Below are 17,807 nucleotides of genomic sequence, written 5' to 3' on the forward strand. Positions count from 1 at the left end.
CAAGGCGCTAGCGGCCAATCCCTATTTTGCGTCTGTGCTGAGGCAAGCCGGCCTCGACCGCACGCTTTTCGAGATGGGCATGGAGATCGCCGAACAGGCGATCGAGCTGTTTGCCGACCTGCCGCCCGATCACCAGTTCTTCCAGCAGCTCGCCTTCATGGGCGCCGAAGAGATACCCGCCTACGAAACCTTGTTGCAACGGCTCAAGAACCGGCCCTACGAGGCAGTTTCGGAGAACGATCGCGCCATGATCGTTACACTGAGCTTTGCCTATATCGAGCCCCGGCACCGCTTCGGTCTGCTGAGCGAGGATCTGATGAGCAAGATCGTCGCTGCACGCAACCGTTTCTATGAAACCCTGCCGTCCGAGCTGCAAAATGCGATCGAACGTTATGATCCTGCCAAATACATTGCCGCGGCCAGCGTCATGGATAATGTCCTGTTCGGGCGTGTGGGCAACAACCATCCCGACGCGCCGGATCGCATCCGCTCCATCGTCTATGACATTCTCGACGAATTGGGGCTTTATGCCGAACTTCTGGATGTTGGCCTGGACTTCAACGTCGGCGCCGGCGGCAGGCGGCTGACCGCTGGACAGCGGCAGAAGCTCGATGTTGCCCGGGCCCTGCTCAAGCGTCCCGATTTTCTCATTCTCAACCGGCCGCTGTCGGCGCTCGACCAGCGTGCGCAGGACAAGGTGCTGCGAAACGTGCTCGACGAAGCGAGGTGCGACGGCCATTCGCCGGCAATTGTGTGGGTCGTGACGAATCCGGCAATGGGGATGATGTTCGATCGCGTTATCGTCTTCGACTCGGGTAAATTGGTGGAAGACGGAACGCTCGAGACACTTTTGGCAGGGAAGGGTATCTTCAAGGAACTGCTGTCTTAGACCAACGGGCATTGAGATGGGATCGTTCTGTCGGTGGGAATTGGCTGCAAGGCCACGGGATACGGCGCCTGGCAAACGCGAATTTTGAGAAGGTTTGCGACAATGCTGCTCAAGGATGAAGTTGGAATGCTGCAACGTGTTCCCTTGTTCTCCGGCATCGAACCGACAAAGCTCAAGCTGCTTGCGTTCACATCCGATCGTGTGAGCTACAGCGCCGGCCAGATCCTTTTCCGGCAGGGCGACGAGGGAGATGCCGCCTATGTCATCCTCTCAGGCAGCGCGGATGTTCTGGTCGATTCCGACAGCGGGCCGATAAAAGTTGCCGAACTGGCGCCGAATTCGATCGTTGGCGAGATCGCCATCTTGTGCAACAGCTCCCGCACTGCCACCGTCAGAGCGGCAAGTCCGCTGGAAGCCTTGAAAATCAGCAAGGATCATTTCCTGAGGCTTATGAAGGAGTTCCCGGAGATGACCATCGAGATATTGCGGGTTCTTGCCGATCGTCTAAGCCATACGACCGCGGACCTGATCGACGCACGAAACGCCTAGCAGCAGTTGTTTGGCCACGACGGGCGAAGGAGCAGCATGGATTTCCTTGTCAGGTTTTGGGGCGTGCGCGGCAGCATTTCGGTATCGGGACCAGAATTCTCTCGCTATGGCGGCAACACGAGCTGCATTGAGATGCGATGCGGCAAGCATATGCTTCTGTTCGACGCCGGCTCTGGCCTAGGGCTTGCCGGCAGAGCGTTTCGGGCCTCGGGCGTGACCGATTTCGAGCTGTTTTTCACCCATTGCCATTACGATCACATCATCGGGCTGCCGGCTTTCAAACCGATCTATGACCGGAGCGTCAAGGTCAGGCTTTGGTCCGGCCATCTTGCGGGACGCATGACGACCCGTCAGATGGTCGATGAATTCATGCGGCCGCCGTGGTTTCCGGCCAAGCTCGACATCTGCAAGGCAAGCATCGACTGCCGCGATTTCGTATCCGGAGACGTTCTAAGGCCGCGCGAAGGAGTGGTCGTCCGGACCGGCAGTCTCAACCATCCGGGAGGCTGCATAGGCTACCGCGTCGAATGGGGCGGCCGCATCGTGGCGGTGATCACAGACACTGAGCACGAGCCGGGTAAGCTGGATCAGGCGGTGCTCGACCTGATCGAAGACGCCGACCTCGTCATCTACGATTGCACCTATACCGAGGACGAAATGGAAGACCGCCGTGGCAACGGGCACTCGACATGGCAGCAGGGCGTCAAACTCTGTGAGGCAGCCGGTGCCCGAGGGCTTGGGCTGTTCCACCACGATCCGACACGCACCGACGAGCAATTGGACGAGATCGAAAAACTGGCCAAAGCCAGGTTTGCCGGCGCTTTTGCCGCGCGGGACGGCCAGACGCTCAAATTTCCAGTCTCATTGCACAAAAAGCGCTGAGCTATTTTGCTCTATCTTATTGTTTTGACGCCATTCCGGACGGAAAACCGCTCACACTTTTCCTGGAATTGCTCTACCGCCGCCACGCTCGATCAATGTCCTGATCGGAAGCCATGCGCAGGCTTCAGTCTGTGCGGCGACTGTGAACAGCCGTTCGAGAAAAAGCCAGGCCGGTTCATCGTGTACGAGATGGTGGGTGAGCAGGCCGACCGGTTCGCCACCGTCGAATGCATGCCGCAATTGCGCAATGATGGCCTGAACCAAGGGCCCATGATCGCGACAGCCGCGCGTGCCATGCCAATCGATGATGTCGACATTGCTGTTGATGACCGGCACTGGGGCCGGCTTCGGCGGCCCAAAGACCGACAATGCCGCAAATCCTACCGATCCAAGCTGCGATACCAAGCCGGCGTCGATTCTGTTCCAGGGTGGCACCAGCATCGGAACGGCACGCGCGCCGTGCAGCCCGGTTAGGCGCGACAGCCCGCGAGCCATATCATCGAGCACCGCCTGGCGTGGCCGATGCGCGCCGAGTTCCTGCTTTTTCTGGTCCTCCGGCGCATAGTTTCGGTGCGCCCAGCCATGGATGGCGACGGAGGCATGCGGCGCCTCGTCAAGCCGGACGACAAGCCTCTCGTCGGTCAGCGCCGGAATGACGGCCAGAGTGAGCGGAACCTCGAATGCACGGGTGAGGTCCAGCAGCCGATCAAGCGCAGCCGTCGGATCCACAGCGTCGTCGTCGCGCAACCAGAACTCCGCCTTGCGGTCCGCCCGTCGCCAGCACGCCAGTTCTTCCACCAAGGGCTGCCAGATCTGATCGAATGTCATGCAACCGCGATCTTCGCAAGAAGTTCGGAAAGACGCGCCGCTGCAGTAGCGAGGGAGCGTTCTTCGAGGATGAAGCGTCTGGCGTTGCCGGCCATGACGGTTCTTTCCTCGCCACGGACCAGAAGCCTTTCGATGGCAGACGTGAACGCCGCCACATCGCCCGGCGGGGTGAGAAATCCGGTCTGGCCATCCCGCACGACCGCCGGCACGCCGGCGATGTCCTGCGCCACCACCGGAAGCCCGGCGGCCTGTGCTTCAAGATAGGCAACGCCATAAGCTTCGCCGCAACCCGGCCAGACGTAAATCCCTCCACTGTAGAGGACATCCGGCACGGCGGCTGGCTCGATCGCGCCAAGCCATTCGATCCGGTCGGCGGGAAGGCCGGCGAATTGGCCTTTGACCTCGTCACGGGCAGGCCCGTCTCCGACGACCGACATGGTCCAGGGCAGGTGGCCGATCGGAGCGAGGGCTTGCGCGAGCATGCGATAGCTATCGACCTTGTCGCCCGGTCGCATCATGGCGACTGTAACGAGACGCGTCGGACAACCACGCGCCGGCAGTTCCCGGAATACCGATGTGTCGATGAAGGGCGAAAGCATGCCGAAAACGGCGTCTGGAAGAGCGTCTGTCAGTCCCCGACGATCCCTTTGCGTGAAGCAGATGTTCAGCGCCGCCTGTTCGACGGCTCGCGCCACCAAGGCTTGCATATCGGCCCAAAAACCGACGTTGCGCCGCTTCGAATAGGAGGCTTCCGCGGTCACATAGGGGATGGCAAAGGCCGACGCCAGCTCGGGCCCGATCAGGTCGGGCGCCTTGTAATAGAGATGATAGGAGAACCAGAGGTCGGGCTTGCCGTCACGCTGCCAAAGCTCTGTCAGCCGCGCGACTTCCTCTCGGGCTTCGACCTTGAGCGCATCGAAACTTTTCGACTCCGGTTCGCGTAGATAGAAGCGCAATTCGGATGCCAGATCGACGCGATGCCCTCCATGCTCAAGCGCCTTGATCAACATCCGTGCCATCTGACGGTCGCCAGAGGCAACGGCATGATTGGGCGACTTCAGCGGCGCGTAGAAGGCAATTCGCATCGCCGGAGCCTATCATTGGAAAGCCTGCGCAAGTCAATTTCGAAGCATGATCGAGTTTCACCTTCAAGCAGTGGAATGTGCTATTGCATGCTCATGGAAACAGCCGCAGCGTCCGACCCGTTCGTCGCTTCCTTGCCGGTGTTCGCGAAGTTCGAAAGCGTTGCCGACATCGACAACTATCGGCCGCTTCCCGATGGCTGGGCGCTGGCCACCGCCGACATCGTCGGCTCGACCAAGGCGATCGAGGCAGGGCGCTATAAAACCGTGAATATGGCCGGCGCCAGCGTCATTTCGGCGCTGCTCAATGCGCTGGGTCGGCAAGATCTTCCCTTTGTCTTCGGCGGCGACGGCGCGCTCGTGGCGTTTCCGAGTTCGGCGCTGGAGATCACGCGCAACGCCCTGGCGGCCGTCCAGCGATGGGTGGCGGACGAGTTGGCCCTGACCTTGCGTGCCGCAATCGTGCCGATAGCGGATATAAGAGCGCAAGGCCTCGACGTTCGGGTAGCGAGGTTCCGGGCCTCCGAAGCGGTGTTCTATGCCATGTTTGCCGGCGGCGGCGGCAGTTGGGCGGAAGCCGAGATGAAAGCGGGGCGCTACCTGATCGATCCTGCGCCGGCCAACGCGCGGCCGGATCTGACTGGTCTCTCCTGCCGCTGGAGCCCGATCGAAGCCCGGCATGGCGAAATCGTCTCGATCATAGCCGTTCCGGGCGCCTCGCGCGATGTGCGCGGTTTTCAGGTTCTGGCTTCCGACATCATCGCCCTTGTCGGTCGACAGGAACGTGATGGCCATCCGGTGCCGGTGAACGGGCCGGCCTACGGTTTTTCGCGCGCCGGCCTCGATCTCGAGGCCCGGGCCGTCGCGCCGGCGGGAAGGCGGTGGTTGTCGAAGCTGTGGATAGTGTTCCTGTTGTCGCTTGCGGCTGTGACCGATCGATATGGCTGGACGATCGGGAGGTTCGATCCGAAGATCTACAAACGCGACGTGGCCAGCAATTCGGATTTCCGGAAGTTCGATGACGGCTTGAAGATGACCATCGATGTAGATGCGGATTTGTTGCAGCGGATCGAGCACCGGCTGCAGCAGGCCGAAGAGGCGGGCATTTGCACCTATGGCCTGCACCGCCAGCAATCGGCGTTGATGACGTGCCTCGTCGCCTCGCCGCTGCAGCGCGATCATGTTCATTTCATCGACGGCGCCGCCGGCGGTTATGCGATGGCTGCCGCAAGCCTGAAGGCGAAGGTGTCGGCCTGACGACGGCTTGCGGAGATCCATTTTCCGCAATATGCCTCGGGGTTGTTGGGCCCACATGAGCCTCGCCGTGGAAGCGGGCAGTCTGTCCACATTGAGGAAAACAGATTTTTGGACGCCTCACGATCGACATATGACAGTCTGCTGAACCGGATTTCGACGCGCACCGCGCAAGTCGGGGTGATCGGACTGGGTTATGTCGGATTGCCGCTGGCGGTCGCGGTAGCACGCGCCGGCTTCCCGGTTTTCGGCTTCGACATTGAAGCCCAGAAGGTCGAGAATCTGAACAGCGGGCAATCCTACATCGAGGCGGTGACGTCCACTGTCCTTGCCGTCGAGGTGGCGAGCGGACGGTTTCGCGCCACTGCGGATTTTACCGAACTGGCCGCCTGCGATGTCATCGTCATCTGCGTTCCGACGCCGCTGACGAAAAACCGCGAGCCAGACCTCTCCTTTGTCAGGAACACGGCAGGCACCATCGCGAAGCATCTGCGTCTCGGCCAGCTGGTCGTGCTGGAATCGACCACCTATCCCGGCACCACCGACGACGTGATCAAGCCCATCCTGGAACAAACCGGCTTGCAGTCGAAGATAGACTTCTTCCTTGGCTTCTCGCCCGAACGCGAGGATCCCGGCAACCGCAGCTTTGAAGTCGCGACGATCCCCAAGGTCGTGGCAGGCGACGGCATTGAAGCGGCGGCGCTCGTGAAGGATTTCTACCGGGGTGTGGTCGAGACCGTCGTTCCGGTTTCCACCACCGCGACCGCCGAGGCGGTCAAGCTGACGGAAAACATCTTTCGCTCGGTCAACATAGCCCTGGTCAACGAGTTGAAGGTCGTGCTCGGTGCGATGGGCATCGACATCTGGGAGGTGATCGAGGCGGCAAAGAGCAAGCCCTTCGGCTACATGCCGTTCTATCCTGGGCCCGGACTTGGCGGGCACTGCGTCCCCATCGATCCTTTCTACCTGACGTGGAAGGCGCGCGAATACGAACTGCCGACCCGCTTCATCGAACTGGCGGCAGAGATCAACACGGCTATGCCGCGTCATGTGGTCGATGAACTGGCCAGGGCGCTGGACCGGCGTTGCGGCAAGGCGCTCAGCCGCTCGCGCATTCTCATCATTGGGCTCGCCTATAAGAAGAATGTGCCGGACATCCGCGAGAGCCCTTCATTGCGGCTCATTGAACTCATCGAGGAATGGGGCGGCAAGGCCGAATTCCACGATCCGCACGTCAGAGAAATTCCGGCGACACGGGAGCATATGCCGATCAAGGGGCGTCGGTCTGTCGAATTGAGCGAGGGGACCTTGAAGGATTTCGATGCTGTCGTCGTTGCAACCGACCACGACGCGATCGACTATCAGGCGATCGCCGATCACGCCCTTCTGATCGTCGACACGCGCAATGTTTTCGGCCGCCTCGGGCTAGCCCGAGAGACGGTGGTAAAGGCCTGATGGCGGTCTGAGCCGGCGAATTCTTTGCTCGATGTCAGGATCGTGGTTGCACTCGGCCGGCAGCGTCGACACATAATGCCGCGAGTAAATAGATACAGTTAGCCTGTCGCTCGCCCGCACGGACAGCCAGTTGCGAAGTTCTTCGCCGGCTTTTCCTGCCAAAGCTGGCTTCATCGACTTCGGGGATCTCTTCTTGGGGTCGTTGGCGGACTGTGTTGTGGGCGGATCAAAGGACAATGCCTCGTCTTCGAGGAGTTTCGAGATAGCATGAGCACAACGCAAGCAGAAATTTCCACCATTCTCATGGATAAGGTAGCCGATTGGCTGAACCAATCGGTACTTGCCGGCAACGACCTGGAAACATTGGTAAAAGGCTTTTGCGAACGGCTGGCTGCTGCCGGCCTGCCGTTGAAGCGGGTGCATTTGAGCTTTTCGATGCTTCATCCGCTTTATGATGCGCTTGGCTTCACCTGGGTTCGCGGCCGAGGCTTAGAAATCGAAAGCTTCCGCAATGAGCCCGGCGCGCCGTCCGACAGGTTCCTGACCAGCCCATACTATCATCTGCTCAGCAATAAGCTCGACCACCTGCGACGCCGGCTCGACCCGTCGCTGCCTTCAGAGTTTCCTGTTTTCGATGATCTCAGGCTTATAGGCGTCACCGACTATTTGGCTTTCGTGCATTCCTTCAACGGCAACGCCAGTCAGGGCATGATGGGGTCCTGGTCCACCGACAGTGCCGCAGGGTTCAGCGACAGCATGATTTCGGCGCTGCTGCGCATCCAGAACCATCTCGCTATGGCAACCAAGATGGCGGTGCTCACCAAGCTCGCCGACAACATGATGACCACTTATCTCGGCGGCGACGCCGGCAGGCGCGTGCTTGACGGTCAGATCAAGCGCGGCGAGGGCGATACAATCCGGGCCGCGCTGGTCATGGGCGACATGCGCGGGTCGTCACGGCTTGCCGAAACCTCCGGCCGTGAAATCTATATCGATACGCTGAACCAGTTTTTCGACGCCGTTGCTGCACCTTTCAATCGCAAAGGGGGGCAGATCATGAGTTTCATCGGGGATGGCTTCATCGCCGTTTACCCTTGCGAAAGGCATCGCTCGCAGTCCGAGATCGCCTGCCAGGCTGCTCTTGCGGCAGCGCGCAGCGCCACAGCGCGCGTGACGGATCTCAATCTGCGCAGAAAGGAAAAGGGGCTAACCGACATAAAATTTGGTATCGGCCTACATGTCGGCAATGTGATGTTCGGCAATGTCGGGCTTACCGACCGGCTCACATTCTCCGTCTTCGGCTCGGCTGTAAACGAGGTCCAGCGCCTCCAGGTACTGACCAAGAAATATCCGCACAGCATTCTCGCCAGCAAGGAATTCGCCAGCTATTGCGGCGCCAGCAACTGGCTGACGCTCGGCAGCGAGGAACTGGCTGGCATCAAGCAGAAGCTGACGGTGCTCTCACCCGATCTGTCGGGTGCTCTCGCAGTCGATGAAGACGGTGCGCTGGAGCCGGTTTATGACCGAAGATCGGACGCCGAGCAGGTCATGTTGCTTCACCGCGATGCCGCGCGGCTGTCGGCGGGCGACCCGAGCAAGCTCCAGTAACCGCCACGACCTGATCCGAAGGGCCCCAGATAGACAGTCCGCTCGCCGGTTCCGCCGCTGGCGACCGTTCCGAATCCAAGTTGCTCTAAGCTGGCAATAGGTTAGTCTCGCTTCCGAACCTGCCAGATTGGGGCTGGTGTGGAATGAATTCGGGTGTTGATCTGCTGCGGATCGAGGATGTTGGCATCTCTTTTGCCATCATCGGCGGACCGTTGCATGCCGTCAGGCGCGCAAATCTTCGCGTCCTGCCCGGCAAGGTTACCGCGCTTGTGGGCGAGTCCGGCTCCGGAAAATCGGTTCTCAGCCAGGCAGTGATGGGCATTCTGCCGGGATCAGCCCATGTTCGCGGCCGTATCCTGTTCTCCGATCCTGAAAGGCCCGGCACCACGCAAGATATCCTGAAGATGCCACGTGACGGACCCGAAATCCGGGCATTGAGAGGCAGCCGCATCGGCAAGATCTTTCAGGAGCCGATGACATCGCTGTCGCCGCTGCACACGATCGGCAACCAGGTCAGCGAATCCTTGCAGATTCATACCCCCATGGCTCGGGCGGAGCGCAAGGCGCGGACCGAGGAAATGCTCGGTCTTGTCGGCTTTCCGAGTCCCAAACGCGCCTATGATATGTATCCCTTTGAGCTTTCAGGAGGATTGCGTCAGCGCGCCATGATCGCCATGGCGCTTATCTGCCGGCCCGCCCTGTTGATCGCCGACGAGCCGACGACGGCGTTGGACGTCACCATCCAGGCGCAAATCCTACATTTGCTGCGCGGCCTTCAGACCAAGCTGAACATGGCGATGTTGCTGATCACCCACGACCTCGGCGTGGTCGCCAACGTCGCCGACGAGGTCGTGGTCATGTACCATGGCGAGATCATGGAAGCGGGACCTGTCGAGGCGATATTCCGCCGACCAGGTCACCCCTACCTGAAGGGCCTGATGGCAGCCGTTCCGCATTTCGACCTGAAGCCTGGCGAAAGGCTAAAGGCGTTGCGCGAGGTGCCGGTGAATGTCGAGAGCCTGCTCGGCAAGCAGACGGCGCCGCCGTCGAAGGGGCCAGACGATATCTTGTTGTCGGTCAGGGATCTGAAAAAGACCTTCACAATCCGCAAGTCCGGATTGTTTGGCGGGGATCATCAAACCACGGTTCGCGCCGTGGGCGGCGTGAGCTTCGATATCAGGCGCGGCGAGTGCCTGGGGCTGGTCGGCGAAAGCGGCTCCGGCAAAACCACGGTCAGCAAGATCCTTATGCGGGCTATCACCCCTAGCGGCGGCTCTGTGACGTTCAACGGCCGCGATGGAGCGATCGACGTCTTGCAAGGCGAGGGAGACGCCCTGCGCATGCTGCGCGCCAAAATCCAGATGGTCTTCCAGGATCCGGTTTCATCGCTGTCACCTCGCATGACGGTGGAGAACATCCTGAGCGAGCCGCTGGAGATCCATCAACGTGGCGATGCCGCGTCGCGACTCGCCACTGTCAAGAGCCTGATGCAGGCGATCGGGCTCGATCCGCGCTTCATCAAGCGCTATCCGCACAGTTTCTCCGGCGGGCAGCGTCAGCGTATCGGCATCGCGCGCGCGTTGGCGCTGGGCCCTGAACTGCTGATCTGCGACGAGCCGGTTTCGGCGCTCGACGTCTCTGTCCAGGCGCAGATCCTGAACCTGCTGAAGGACCTGCAGAAGGAACTGGGCCTGACCTACCTGTTCATATCGCACAATCTGGCGGTGGTGGACTACATGGCAGACCGAATCGCAGTGATGTGCGGCGGGCGTATCGTCGAGCTTGCGCCACGCGAAACTCTGCTGAGGAAACCGATCCACCCCTACACGCGCTCACTTGTCGCCGCAGTACCTTTCCCCGACCTCGACAGGCCGATGGATTTCAAGACGCTGAAGCTCAGCGGCGCTTCCGACACCAGCGCATGGGGACCGCAATTCCGCGACGAGGGCGACGAGGATGTATTGTCGCCGCTCGATCTTGGTGGCGGCCACCTCGTGTTGGCCCGACGTTCGGCCGATGTCAGCGAGCTACGCCATTGATCAGCCGGCGCACCGTCCTTGGACTCATGGCTTCGGCGTTTTTGCCGGGCACGTTGCGCGCAGGCGATCTGGAGCCGGAGTTTCTTCAGCCGCTGCTGAAGGCCCTGGCGCTGCCGGCACTCTCCGAGCGCTTGCCCAAGAGCCCCCGCGTGTTGAATCTCGCTGCGATGGGCAGGCAGCCCGGCCAGTATGGCGGCACGCTGCGCACGATCATCGGCAGTCAGAAAGATATCCGGATGATGACGATCTACGGATATGCTCGCCTCGTCGGCTATGACGAAAAGCTCAACTTGCAAGCCGACATTCTTGAAAGTTTCGAGGTAGCAGACGATCGCGTCTTCACTTTCAAGATACGGGAAGGACATAAATGGTCTGACGGTAGCCTGCTGACGCCGGAGGACTTTCGCTATTGCTGGGAAGATGTCTGGCTGAACGACGAACTTTCGCAAGGCGGGCTCGCCCCGGCCCTGCTGGCCGACGGCAAGCCGCCACGCTTCGAGATCGTCGATCCGTTGACGGTCCGGTATAGCTGGGATGCGCCAAATCCCGATTTCCTGCCCAAGCTCGCTGCTGCTTCGCCGCTATCGCTTGTTCTGCCGGCCGCTTATCTCAAGCAGTTCCACAAGAAATACCAGGATCCATTCCGGCTCGCCGGCCTGATGGAGGAGCACAGGGCCAAGAAATGGACGCTCCTGCATATCCGCATGTCGCGGCAGTATCGCCCGGAGAACCCGGAACTGCCGACGCTCGATCCCTGGCGGAACCGGACCAAGCCGCCGGCTGAGCAGTTCGTCTTCGAGCGCAATCCGTTCTTTCACCGCATAGACGAGAATGGCCGGCAACTACCCTATGTTGACCGGATTGTCATGAATGTGAGCTCGTCGGCGATTATTTCCGCCAAGACCGGCGCGGGCGAGAGCGACCTGCAATGCATGGGAATTGATTTCAGCGATTACTCCTTCCTGAAGGACGCGGAGAAGCGCTACCCGGTCAAGATGCATCTCTGGAAACGCACACAGGGTTCGCGACTGGCGCTGCTGCCCAATCTGAATTGTGCCGACCAGGTCTGGCGTGGCCTTTTTCGCGACGTGCGCGTGCGTCGTGCACTTTCGCTCGCTGTGCACAGGCGCGAGATCAATATGGCTGTGTTCTATGGATTGGCGCAGGAAAGTGCCGATACGGTCCTGCCGGAGAGCCCGCTCTACCGGCCCGAATTCGCGAAAGCCTGGGTCACCTACGATCCTGATCAGGCCAATGCCCTGCTCGACGAGGTCGGGCTTCAGGCGCGTGACGATGACGGCCTGCGGATACTTCCCGATGGACGCCCGGCGCAGATCGTCGTGGAAACGGCCGGCGAAAGCACGCTGGAAACGGATGCGCTCGAGCTCATCAGCGATCACTGGCGCCAGATCGGTATCGCCCTGTTCATCCGGACTTCGCAGCGCGACATCTTCCGCAGTCGCGCGCTTGGCGGCCAGATCATGATGTCGATGTGGTCGGGCATCGACAATGGCGTGCCGACCGCCGACATGAACCCGTACCAGCTGGCCCCCACCATTGACGACCAACTGCAATGGCCGCTCTGGGGTGCTCACTACTTGTCTCGTGGCAGGCTCGGCGAGGCGCCCGATCTTCCGCCGGTGGTCGAGTTGATGACCTTACTCAAGCGCTGGAACGCATCGACCGAAGCCACGGAGCGCGCTGAAATCTGGAATTCAATGCTGTCGATCTACACCGATCAGGTGTTTTCGATCGGCACGGTGAACGGAACATATCAGCCGGTTCTGGCCTCCTCGCGGCTGCGCAATCTGCCTGACAAGGCGCTCTACGGCTACGACCCGACCGCCTATTTCGGTGTCTACATGCCCGATACATTCTGGCTTGGAGATTCCTGAGCGTGCTTCGATATATTGTCTGGCGCCTTGCCGTAATGGTTCCAACGCTGCTGATCATATCGGCGCTTGTATTCACGATCATCGAACTTCCCCCAGGCGACTATTTCGACAGCTATGTTGCCGAGCTTCGGGCTCAGGGCGAAGCGGTGGATTCCGACCGCATCGAGATGATGCGGAAGGACTATGGTTTCGACAAGCCGCCGGTCATTCGCTACTTCTACTGGGTCGGCGGGATGCTGCACGGCGATTTCGGCTATTCCTTCGAATATGAGCTGCCGGTTCGCGACGTGATCGGGGACCGAATGTGGCTGACCGTGCTGGTTTCCTTCGTGACGATCCTCTTCACCTGGCTCATCGCCTTTCCGATCGGCATGTACTCCGCCACGCATCAATACAGCTGGGGCGACTACGGCCTGACTTTCTTCGGCCTTCTCGGCCTTGCCATCCCGAACTTCATGCTGGCGCTGATCCTGATGTATTTCGCCAATATCTGGTTCGGCACGTCCGTCGGCCATCTCATGGACCAGCAATATCTCGGCGAGCCGATGAGCTGGGCCAAGGCGAAGTCGATCCTCGCCCATCTCTGGATCCCGGTCTTGATCATCGGCACCGGGGGCACGGCAAGCATGATCCGGCGGCTGCGCGCCAATCTGCTCGATGAGCTTCACAAGCAATATGTCGTGACGGCGCGCGCCAAGGGCCTTCATCCCTTCAGGACCCTGGTCAAATACCCGCTGCGCATGGCGCTCAATTTCTTCATTTCGGACATCGGCTCTATCCTGCCGGCCATCATTTCCGGTGCCGAAATCACGGCGATCGTGCTGTCTTTGGAAACGACCGGGCCGATGCTGATCAAGGCGCTGCAAAGCCAGGACATGTATCTGGCAGGGTCGTTCCTGATGTTCCTCGCCTTCCTGACGGTCATCGGCGTGCTGATTTCCGATCTGGCGCTGGCACTGCTTGATCCACGAATTCGTTTGCAGGGCGGCAGTACCAAATGAACACGCAATCGCCACTTCCCGCTCCGGGTGCTCCGCTGCAACACTATGTTTCCATCGCGCCCTTTGACCTGCAGTCGGTCGAGGCAATGACGCCGGAGCAGTCGAAGGTCTTTCAGGCGTCGCAGTTGCGGCTGATGTGGTGGAAATTTCGACGGCACCGGCTTGCTCTTGTATCCGGCATATTCCTGGCGGTGCTCTATTTCGCGATACTGATCTGCGAGTTCCTGGCGCCCTACAATCTGCACACGCGCAACATGGACTACATCTATGCGCCGCCGCAGCGGGTGCACCTGTTCCACAACGGCCAGTTCGTCGGGCCGTTCGTCTACGGCCGCCAAATGACGCTGGATATGGACACGCTGAAGCGGAACTACATCGACCAACAGGATGATGTTCAGCGGATCCGTTTCTTCTGCAAGGGCGACAGCTACCGGTTCTGGGGCCTGATCGAAGGTGACAGGCATTTTGTCTGCCCTGCCGAAAACGGCCAGCTCTTCCTGGCCGGCACTGACAGGCTGGGGCGCGATGTGCTCTCGCGCATCATCTATGGTGCACGCATTTCACTGACGATCGGCCTCGTCGGCATCAGTTTCAGCTTCCTGCTCGGCATAGTCATCGGCGGACTGGCCGGCTATCACGGCGGCATCTTCGACCTGATCGTTCAACGGATAATCGAAGTTCTGCAATCGATCCCCAGCATTCCGCTATGGCTGGCTCTGGCGGCGATCATGCCGATAACTTGGAGTCCGATCCTGATCTATTTCGGCATCACCGTCATCCTCGGGCTGCTCGACTGGACCGGATTGGCGCGGGCCGTGCGTTCAAAGCTTTTAGCGTTGCGAGAGGAGGATTACGTTCTGGCCGCGCAATTGATGGGCGCCAGCAGCGGCCGCATTATCCGGCGGCACCTCATTCCGGGCTTCATGTCGCATCTGATCGCGACGGCGACGATCTCCATACCCGGCATGATCCTGGGCGAGACGGCGCTGAGCTTCCTCGGGCTCGGGCTGCGGGCACCGATAACCAGTTGGGGCATCCTGCTCACCGAGGCGCGCAGCGTCAGCGTGATCGCGTTTTATCCATGGCTACTTTTGCCGATCCTCCCCGTCATTCTCGTCATTCTGGCGTTCAACTTCCTCGGCGACGGCTTGCGGGACGCTGCGGACCCCTACAAGTGACATCGCCAGTCCGCCGCGCTTCAAGGCGCAGACTCCGCCCGGTTCGTCGGGGGCCTGTTCGGTTGTTGCTGTGTTGAACGTTCGCCTCTATATGCGGCGACGCCGGATCGGGCTAACACGTTGCTCGGGTTTCATCCTGGTATCGCGGGCATTGCCGGTCTCTTGAGCTGGTTCAGGACACACAGACGCATATGAGTCGCCTCGAAAGTTTCATCCGCAGGCTGACGGCACAGCGCGACATTCTCGATCAAGTCTGCGCGGAGGTGGCGAAGATCGAGGGTCCCATCCTTGAGCTCGGCCTCGGCAATGGCCGGACCTTCCACCATCTGCGCGAGCGTCTGCCCGGCCGACGGATCGTGGCGTTCGACCGCGCACTTGCCGCACACGCCAGCTCAATTCCCGAAGCTGAAAACCTCGTGCTCGGCGAAATCCGCGAGACGGCGAGCAGGTTCATCGGCATCGAGGCCGCTCTTGTTCATGCCGACATCGGCACCGGCTATGAAGATCGCGATGCAGTGACCTCCACCTGGCTCCCCGAACTGACCGCGCGCCTGCTTCGCGTCGGAGGCATTGCGGTCAGCGGCACGCCGCTCGATCACCCGCAGTTGCAAAGCCTTCCACTGCCGCCTTCGGTACCCGCCGATCGCTATTTTGTCTGCAGGCGCGTCTGAGGGCCGAAACGGCCCAAGTCTTCAGGGGATCGTGTATACCGCTATCTCCCTCTCGATGCCGCGCAGCGAGACCTCGTGTGGCACGGGCGTCAGCGCGTTCCTGTGCAACAGATCGGCGGTGAGATTGTCGTCGACCACCGCGCGCGTGGCGAAGATCGCCTGTGCGTTGGCAAGGTTCTGGACCCGCGAAGCAATGTTGACCGTCTGGCCGAAATAGTCCTGTCGCTCGTTCATAGACACAGCAATGCACGGGCCGGCATGGACTCCGATCTTGAGCAGCAGATCCTCGCGCCCGCTCTTCTCATTGAGCGCACGCATGGCATCGCGCATCCTCAGGGCCGCCGCAATCGCACGATCCGGCGTCGCGAAGGTCGCCATCACCGCATCGCCGATCGTCTTCACCACCGCGCCTGCCTCGGACGCGACGATCTCGTGCAGAACCTGAAAATGCACGCGCACGAGATCGAAGGCTGAAAGATCGCCCACCCGCTCGTAAAGCTCGGTCGATCCACGCAGGTCGGTGAACAGGAAGGTGAGGCTAGTGATCTTCAGGCGCTGGTTGATGTCGAGCGTATCCGTGCGATAAAGATCGCGGAACGTCTGGTTGGTGAGCAGGCGCTTGGCTGTCAGGAACGGCCGGCGTTTGCCCAGGAGATCATGCAATTCCTGGCCGGCGATGAAGACCGTCGGCAGCACGCGGGTGTCGGTCCTGTTTTCCAGCGAAATGCGCAACGGGCCGGGTTGCATCTCCAGCGTCTGGTTCTGGACATGCTCGCGGTCGAAGACCAATGAGAGGCTTCGTCGCTCTCTTGTCGGTTCGCCCTTGACGTCGATGAACTGCACTGAATGGGTGACCGGCTCGAAGACGATGATGAATTCGGACGGAAGCTGTACGGGCAGAACAGCCTTTTCACCTGGCGCAAGCTCGATATCCTCCAGCGAGAACGCTTCCATCGTCTTGGCGAAATCCTCTTCCGGCAGGTCGACGCCGGACGCCCAGTAGATCTGGCGGAAATATTCCACCAACGGCAGTTCGTGTGGATTGTGGGCGGCAATCTTGCGCACGCGAGGACTGACCGTGAATGTCACCTCGACCATCTCGTCGAGGGTCGGTGAATAGCCTTCGGAACACAGCGCGCAGGTATATTCGTCCTTCTGCAGGGTTTTGAGCGTGGCGTTGCTGTCGAGCACGCCGCCACAGCCGGGGCATAGAACATTCCAGGAAATGTCGAAGAGGCCCACGCGCGCCGCATGCAGAAAGGCGCCTATGGCGCGTTCCACATCGAGGCCATGCTTGCTGGCGAAGGCTAGAGCATTGATGCGGCAAAGCTCGCGGTCCTTGCCCTCCGCGATGGTTCGCTTGATCGCATCGATTGCCCGCGGATCGACATCGGTCGATTGCCGCAGAAGCGAGAACAGATCCTGAGCTTCGTTCATCGTGCAGGCTCCGGAAGAAATGCGCCGCCGAAACGTGTTGACCGGACCGGTCCTGGTCCGACTGCGCCATTTTACTTCGAAACCGACCCTACGGCCATTCGAATAGACAAGCCGGGCGATACCTCAAGTCCGTTTGGTGGATTTTCGCCGGCCGCAACCGGCACTATGATGATCCATGGGCATTTATCTATGCGGGCTACCCGATGCCGACATCCGACAATCCGCCGTTTCCCGGCACCCTGCGCCTCTTTTCCTTGGTGGTCATTATCGTCCTGACCGTAGGCGCCGGCCTGTTCTTCGCGCCCGTGCTGGTCAAGCCGCGCTGGCCGTGGGCCGTCACCCCGTTCAATGCCCGCTTCCTTGGTGGCTTCTACACCGCCGAAATGGTCGTGATGGCGGCGCTGCTGTTCTGGAATCGCTGGTCGCCCGGCAGGCTCGTGCTCGTCATGGCGCTCATCTTCACCGTCATCGTGTCGGTGGCGTCGTTCATCAATCTCGGCTATTTCAACTTCGGGCGCAAAGCGCCCTGGCTCTGGTTTCTGGTCTATCTTGGTTCGGTCGCGGCATCCGGGCTGTTCTTGTGGCGGGCCAGGGCCCTTCCTTCTGCAAGAGGCGTGACCTTACAGCCCGCATGGCGCGGCTACATGCCGGTGGAATTGGCAGTCCTTGGGCTCTATGGCGTCGGCCTTTTGCTGTTCCCCCTGACATTCGGCAGCTTCTGGCCATGGCCGGTCGATGGCTTCCACGCTCAGGTCTACAGCGCCATCTTCCTCGCGGGGGCGGGTGGCATATATGTCGTCTGGAGAAGCGCGCCGCGCGAGGAACTGCTGGTGCTGGGCTTGGCGCAGTTGCTGGTTGGCCTGCTTGCCATTGTTGGACTCGTCATCACCGACGCTGCGGTGAACCGGATCGACTGGACGGCGACCGGGACATTGTGCTGGCTCGCCCTTTTCGCCTGGATCGGCATCAGCGGCGTCTTCAAACTTTTCGCCGCCACTCAGTATTTTAGCTCGCAATCGGCATCATAGGTTCTAGAGAC

15 protein-coding genes are annotated in these 17,807 nt (G+C 60.5%); 12 read left to right on the top strand and 3 right to left on the bottom strand.

Features of this window, described 5'->3' with window-relative positions; translation table 11 throughout:
* Positions 1–79: 79 nt before the first annotated feature.
* The 3 genes from EOA75_RS05625 (at position 80) to EOA75_RS05635 (ending at position 2,320) form a co-directional block, all read left to right on the top strand.
* Positions 80–889 (top strand): ABC transporter ATP-binding protein, encoded by an 810-nt coding sequence (locus EOA75_RS05625; protein ID WP_245466566.1) that lies wholly within the window; start codon positions 80–82, stop codon positions 887–889.
* A 102-nt stretch (positions 890–991) separates the two neighbouring features.
* Entirely contained in the window at positions 992–1,438 is a 447-nt protein-coding gene (locus EOA75_RS05630) for a cyclic nucleotide-binding domain-containing protein (protein ID WP_067326300.1), read from the top strand.
* Between the two features lie 36 nt (positions 1,439–1,474).
* The gene (locus EOA75_RS05635; RefSeq protein ID WP_095777239.1) at positions 1,475–2,320 is read left to right on the top strand and encodes an MBL fold metallo-hydrolase; all 846 of its coding nucleotides are present in this window, start codon (positions 1,475–1,477) and stop codon (positions 2,318–2,320) included.
* Positions 2,321–2,371: 51 nt separating this feature from the next.
* On the opposite strand, the gene EOA75_RS05640 is transcribed toward EOA75_RS05635, so the two are convergent.
* Positions 2,372–3,148, bottom strand: coding sequence for a polysaccharide deacetylase family protein (locus EOA75_RS05640; protein ID WP_127323806.1), 777 nt, complete (start codon positions 3,146–3,148; stop codon positions 2,372–2,374).
* Positions 3,145–4,233, bottom strand: a complete 1,089-nt coding sequence (locus EOA75_RS05645) for a glycosyltransferase family 4 protein (RefSeq protein WP_127323807.1) — start codon at positions 4,231–4,233, stop codon at positions 3,145–3,147. Before EOA75_RS05645 ends, EOA75_RS05640 begins: the two co-directional genes overlap by 4 nt.
* Before the next feature lie 75 nt (positions 4,234–4,308).
* Between EOA75_RS05645 and EOA75_RS05650 the strand changes: the two genes are divergently transcribed.
* From EOA75_RS05650 to EOA75_RS05685, 8 genes are all read left to right on the top strand, one after another.
* The gene (locus tag EOA75_RS05650; protein WP_127215850.1) at positions 4,309–5,487 is read left to right on the top strand and encodes a DUF3095 domain-containing protein; all 1,179 of its coding nucleotides are present in this window, start codon (positions 4,309–4,311) and stop codon (positions 5,485–5,487) included.
* Positions 5,488–5,595: 108 nt separating this feature from the next.
* A complete protein-coding gene (locus EOA75_RS05655; protein WP_127323808.1) occupies positions 5,596–6,939 on the top strand; it encodes a nucleotide sugar dehydrogenase in 1,344 nt (447 codons plus the stop codon).
* 267 nt (positions 6,940–7,206) lie between these two features.
* Positions 7,207–8,547, top strand: a complete 1,341-nt coding sequence (locus EOA75_RS05660) for an adenylate/guanylate cyclase domain-containing protein (protein ID WP_067326319.1) — start codon at positions 7,207–7,209, stop codon at positions 8,545–8,547.
* A 143-nt stretch (positions 8,548–8,690) separates the two neighbouring features.
* Positions 8,691–10,586: an ABC transporter ATP-binding protein gene (locus tag EOA75_RS05665; RefSeq protein ID WP_127323809.1), complete on the top strand. Its 1,896-nt coding sequence runs from the start codon at positions 8,691–8,693 to the stop codon at positions 10,584–10,586.
* The gene (locus EOA75_RS05670; protein ID WP_127323810.1) at positions 10,583–12,481 is read left to right on the top strand and encodes an ABC transporter substrate-binding protein; all 1,899 of its coding nucleotides are present in this window, start codon (positions 10,583–10,585) and stop codon (positions 12,479–12,481) included. The genes EOA75_RS05665 and EOA75_RS05670 overlap by 4 nt, the downstream gene beginning before the upstream one ends.
* A gap of 2 nt (positions 12,482–12,483) precedes the next feature.
* Complete coding sequence (locus tag EOA75_RS05675; protein ID WP_066994096.1) at positions 12,484–13,482, top strand: ABC transporter permease; 999 nt, start codon at positions 12,484–12,486, stop codon at positions 13,480–13,482.
* Complete coding sequence (locus EOA75_RS05680; protein WP_066994099.1) at positions 13,479–14,660, top strand: ABC transporter permease; 1,182 nt, start codon at positions 13,479–13,481, stop codon at positions 14,658–14,660. The genes EOA75_RS05675 and EOA75_RS05680 overlap by 4 nt, the downstream gene beginning before the upstream one ends.
* Positions 14,661–14,851: 191 nt before the next feature.
* The gene (locus EOA75_RS05685; RefSeq protein WP_066994102.1) at positions 14,852–15,331 is read left to right on the top strand and encodes a class I SAM-dependent methyltransferase; all 480 of its coding nucleotides are present in this window, start codon (positions 14,852–14,854) and stop codon (positions 15,329–15,331) included.
* A 21-nt stretch (positions 15,332–15,352) separates the two neighbouring features.
* Here the strand turns inward: EOA75_RS05685 and EOA75_RS05690 are convergent, their stop codons facing one another.
* Complete coding sequence (locus EOA75_RS05690) at positions 15,353–16,768, bottom strand: adenylate/guanylate cyclase domain-containing protein (protein ID WP_067326333.1); 1,416 nt, start codon at positions 16,766–16,768, stop codon at positions 15,353–15,355.
* Between the two features lie 203 nt (positions 16,769–16,971).
* Here EOA75_RS05690 and EOA75_RS05695 point away from each other — a divergent pair, with 203 nt between their 5' ends.
* Positions 16,972–17,796, top strand: coding sequence for a hypothetical protein (locus EOA75_RS05695; protein WP_127323811.1), 825 nt, complete (start codon positions 16,972–16,974; stop codon positions 17,794–17,796).
* Positions 17,797–17,807 lie beyond the last annotated feature (11 nt).

It is taken from the genome of Mesorhizobium sp. M1A.F.Ca.IN.022.07.1.1 (assembly GCF_003997575.1).
Classification (GTDB): domain Bacteria; phylum Pseudomonadota; class Alphaproteobacteria; order Rhizobiales; family Rhizobiaceae; genus Mesorhizobium.

Excerpts from the sequence above, each read along its gene's own strand:
- EOA75_RS05625 (WP_245466566.1), top strand. The coding sequence starts at position 80 with ATGGAGATCGCCGAACAGGCGATCGAGCTGTTTGCCGACCTGCCGCCC.
- EOA75_RS05630 (WP_067326300.1), top strand. The coding sequence starts at position 992 with ATGCTGCTCAAGGATGAAGTTGGAATGCTGCAACGTGTTCCCTTGTTC.
- EOA75_RS05635 (WP_095777239.1), top strand. The coding sequence starts at position 1,475 with ATGGATTTCCTTGTCAGGTTTTGGGGCGTGCGCGGCAGCATTTCGGTA.
- EOA75_RS05640 (WP_127323806.1), bottom strand. The coding sequence starts at position 3,148 with ATGACATTCGATCAGATCTGGCAGCCCTTGGTGGAAGAACTGGCGTGC.
- EOA75_RS05645 (WP_127323807.1), bottom strand. The coding sequence starts at position 4,233 with ATGCGAATTGCCTTCTACGCGCCGCTGAAGTCGCCCAATCATGCCGTT.
- EOA75_RS05650 (WP_127215850.1), top strand. The coding sequence starts at position 4,309 with ATGTGCTATTGCATGCTCATGGAAACAGCCGCAGCGTCCGACCCGTTC.
- EOA75_RS05660 (WP_067326319.1), top strand. The coding sequence starts at position 7,207 with ATGAGCACAACGCAAGCAGAAATTTCCACCATTCTCATGGATAAGGTA.
- EOA75_RS05665 (WP_127323809.1), top strand. The coding sequence starts at position 8,691 with ATGAATTCGGGTGTTGATCTGCTGCGGATCGAGGATGTTGGCATCTCT.
- EOA75_RS05680 (WP_066994099.1), top strand. The coding sequence starts at position 13,479 with ATGAACACGCAATCGCCACTTCCCGCTCCGGGTGCTCCGCTGCAACAC.
- EOA75_RS05685 (WP_066994102.1), top strand. The coding sequence starts at position 14,852 with ATGAGTCGCCTCGAAAGTTTCATCCGCAGGCTGACGGCACAGCGCGAC.
- EOA75_RS05690 (WP_067326333.1), bottom strand. The coding sequence starts at position 16,768 with ATGAACGAAGCTCAGGATCTGTTCTCGCTTCTGCGGCAATCGACCGAT.
- EOA75_RS05695 (WP_127323811.1), top strand. The coding sequence starts at position 16,972 with ATGCCGACATCCGACAATCCGCCGTTTCCCGGCACCCTGCGCCTCTTT.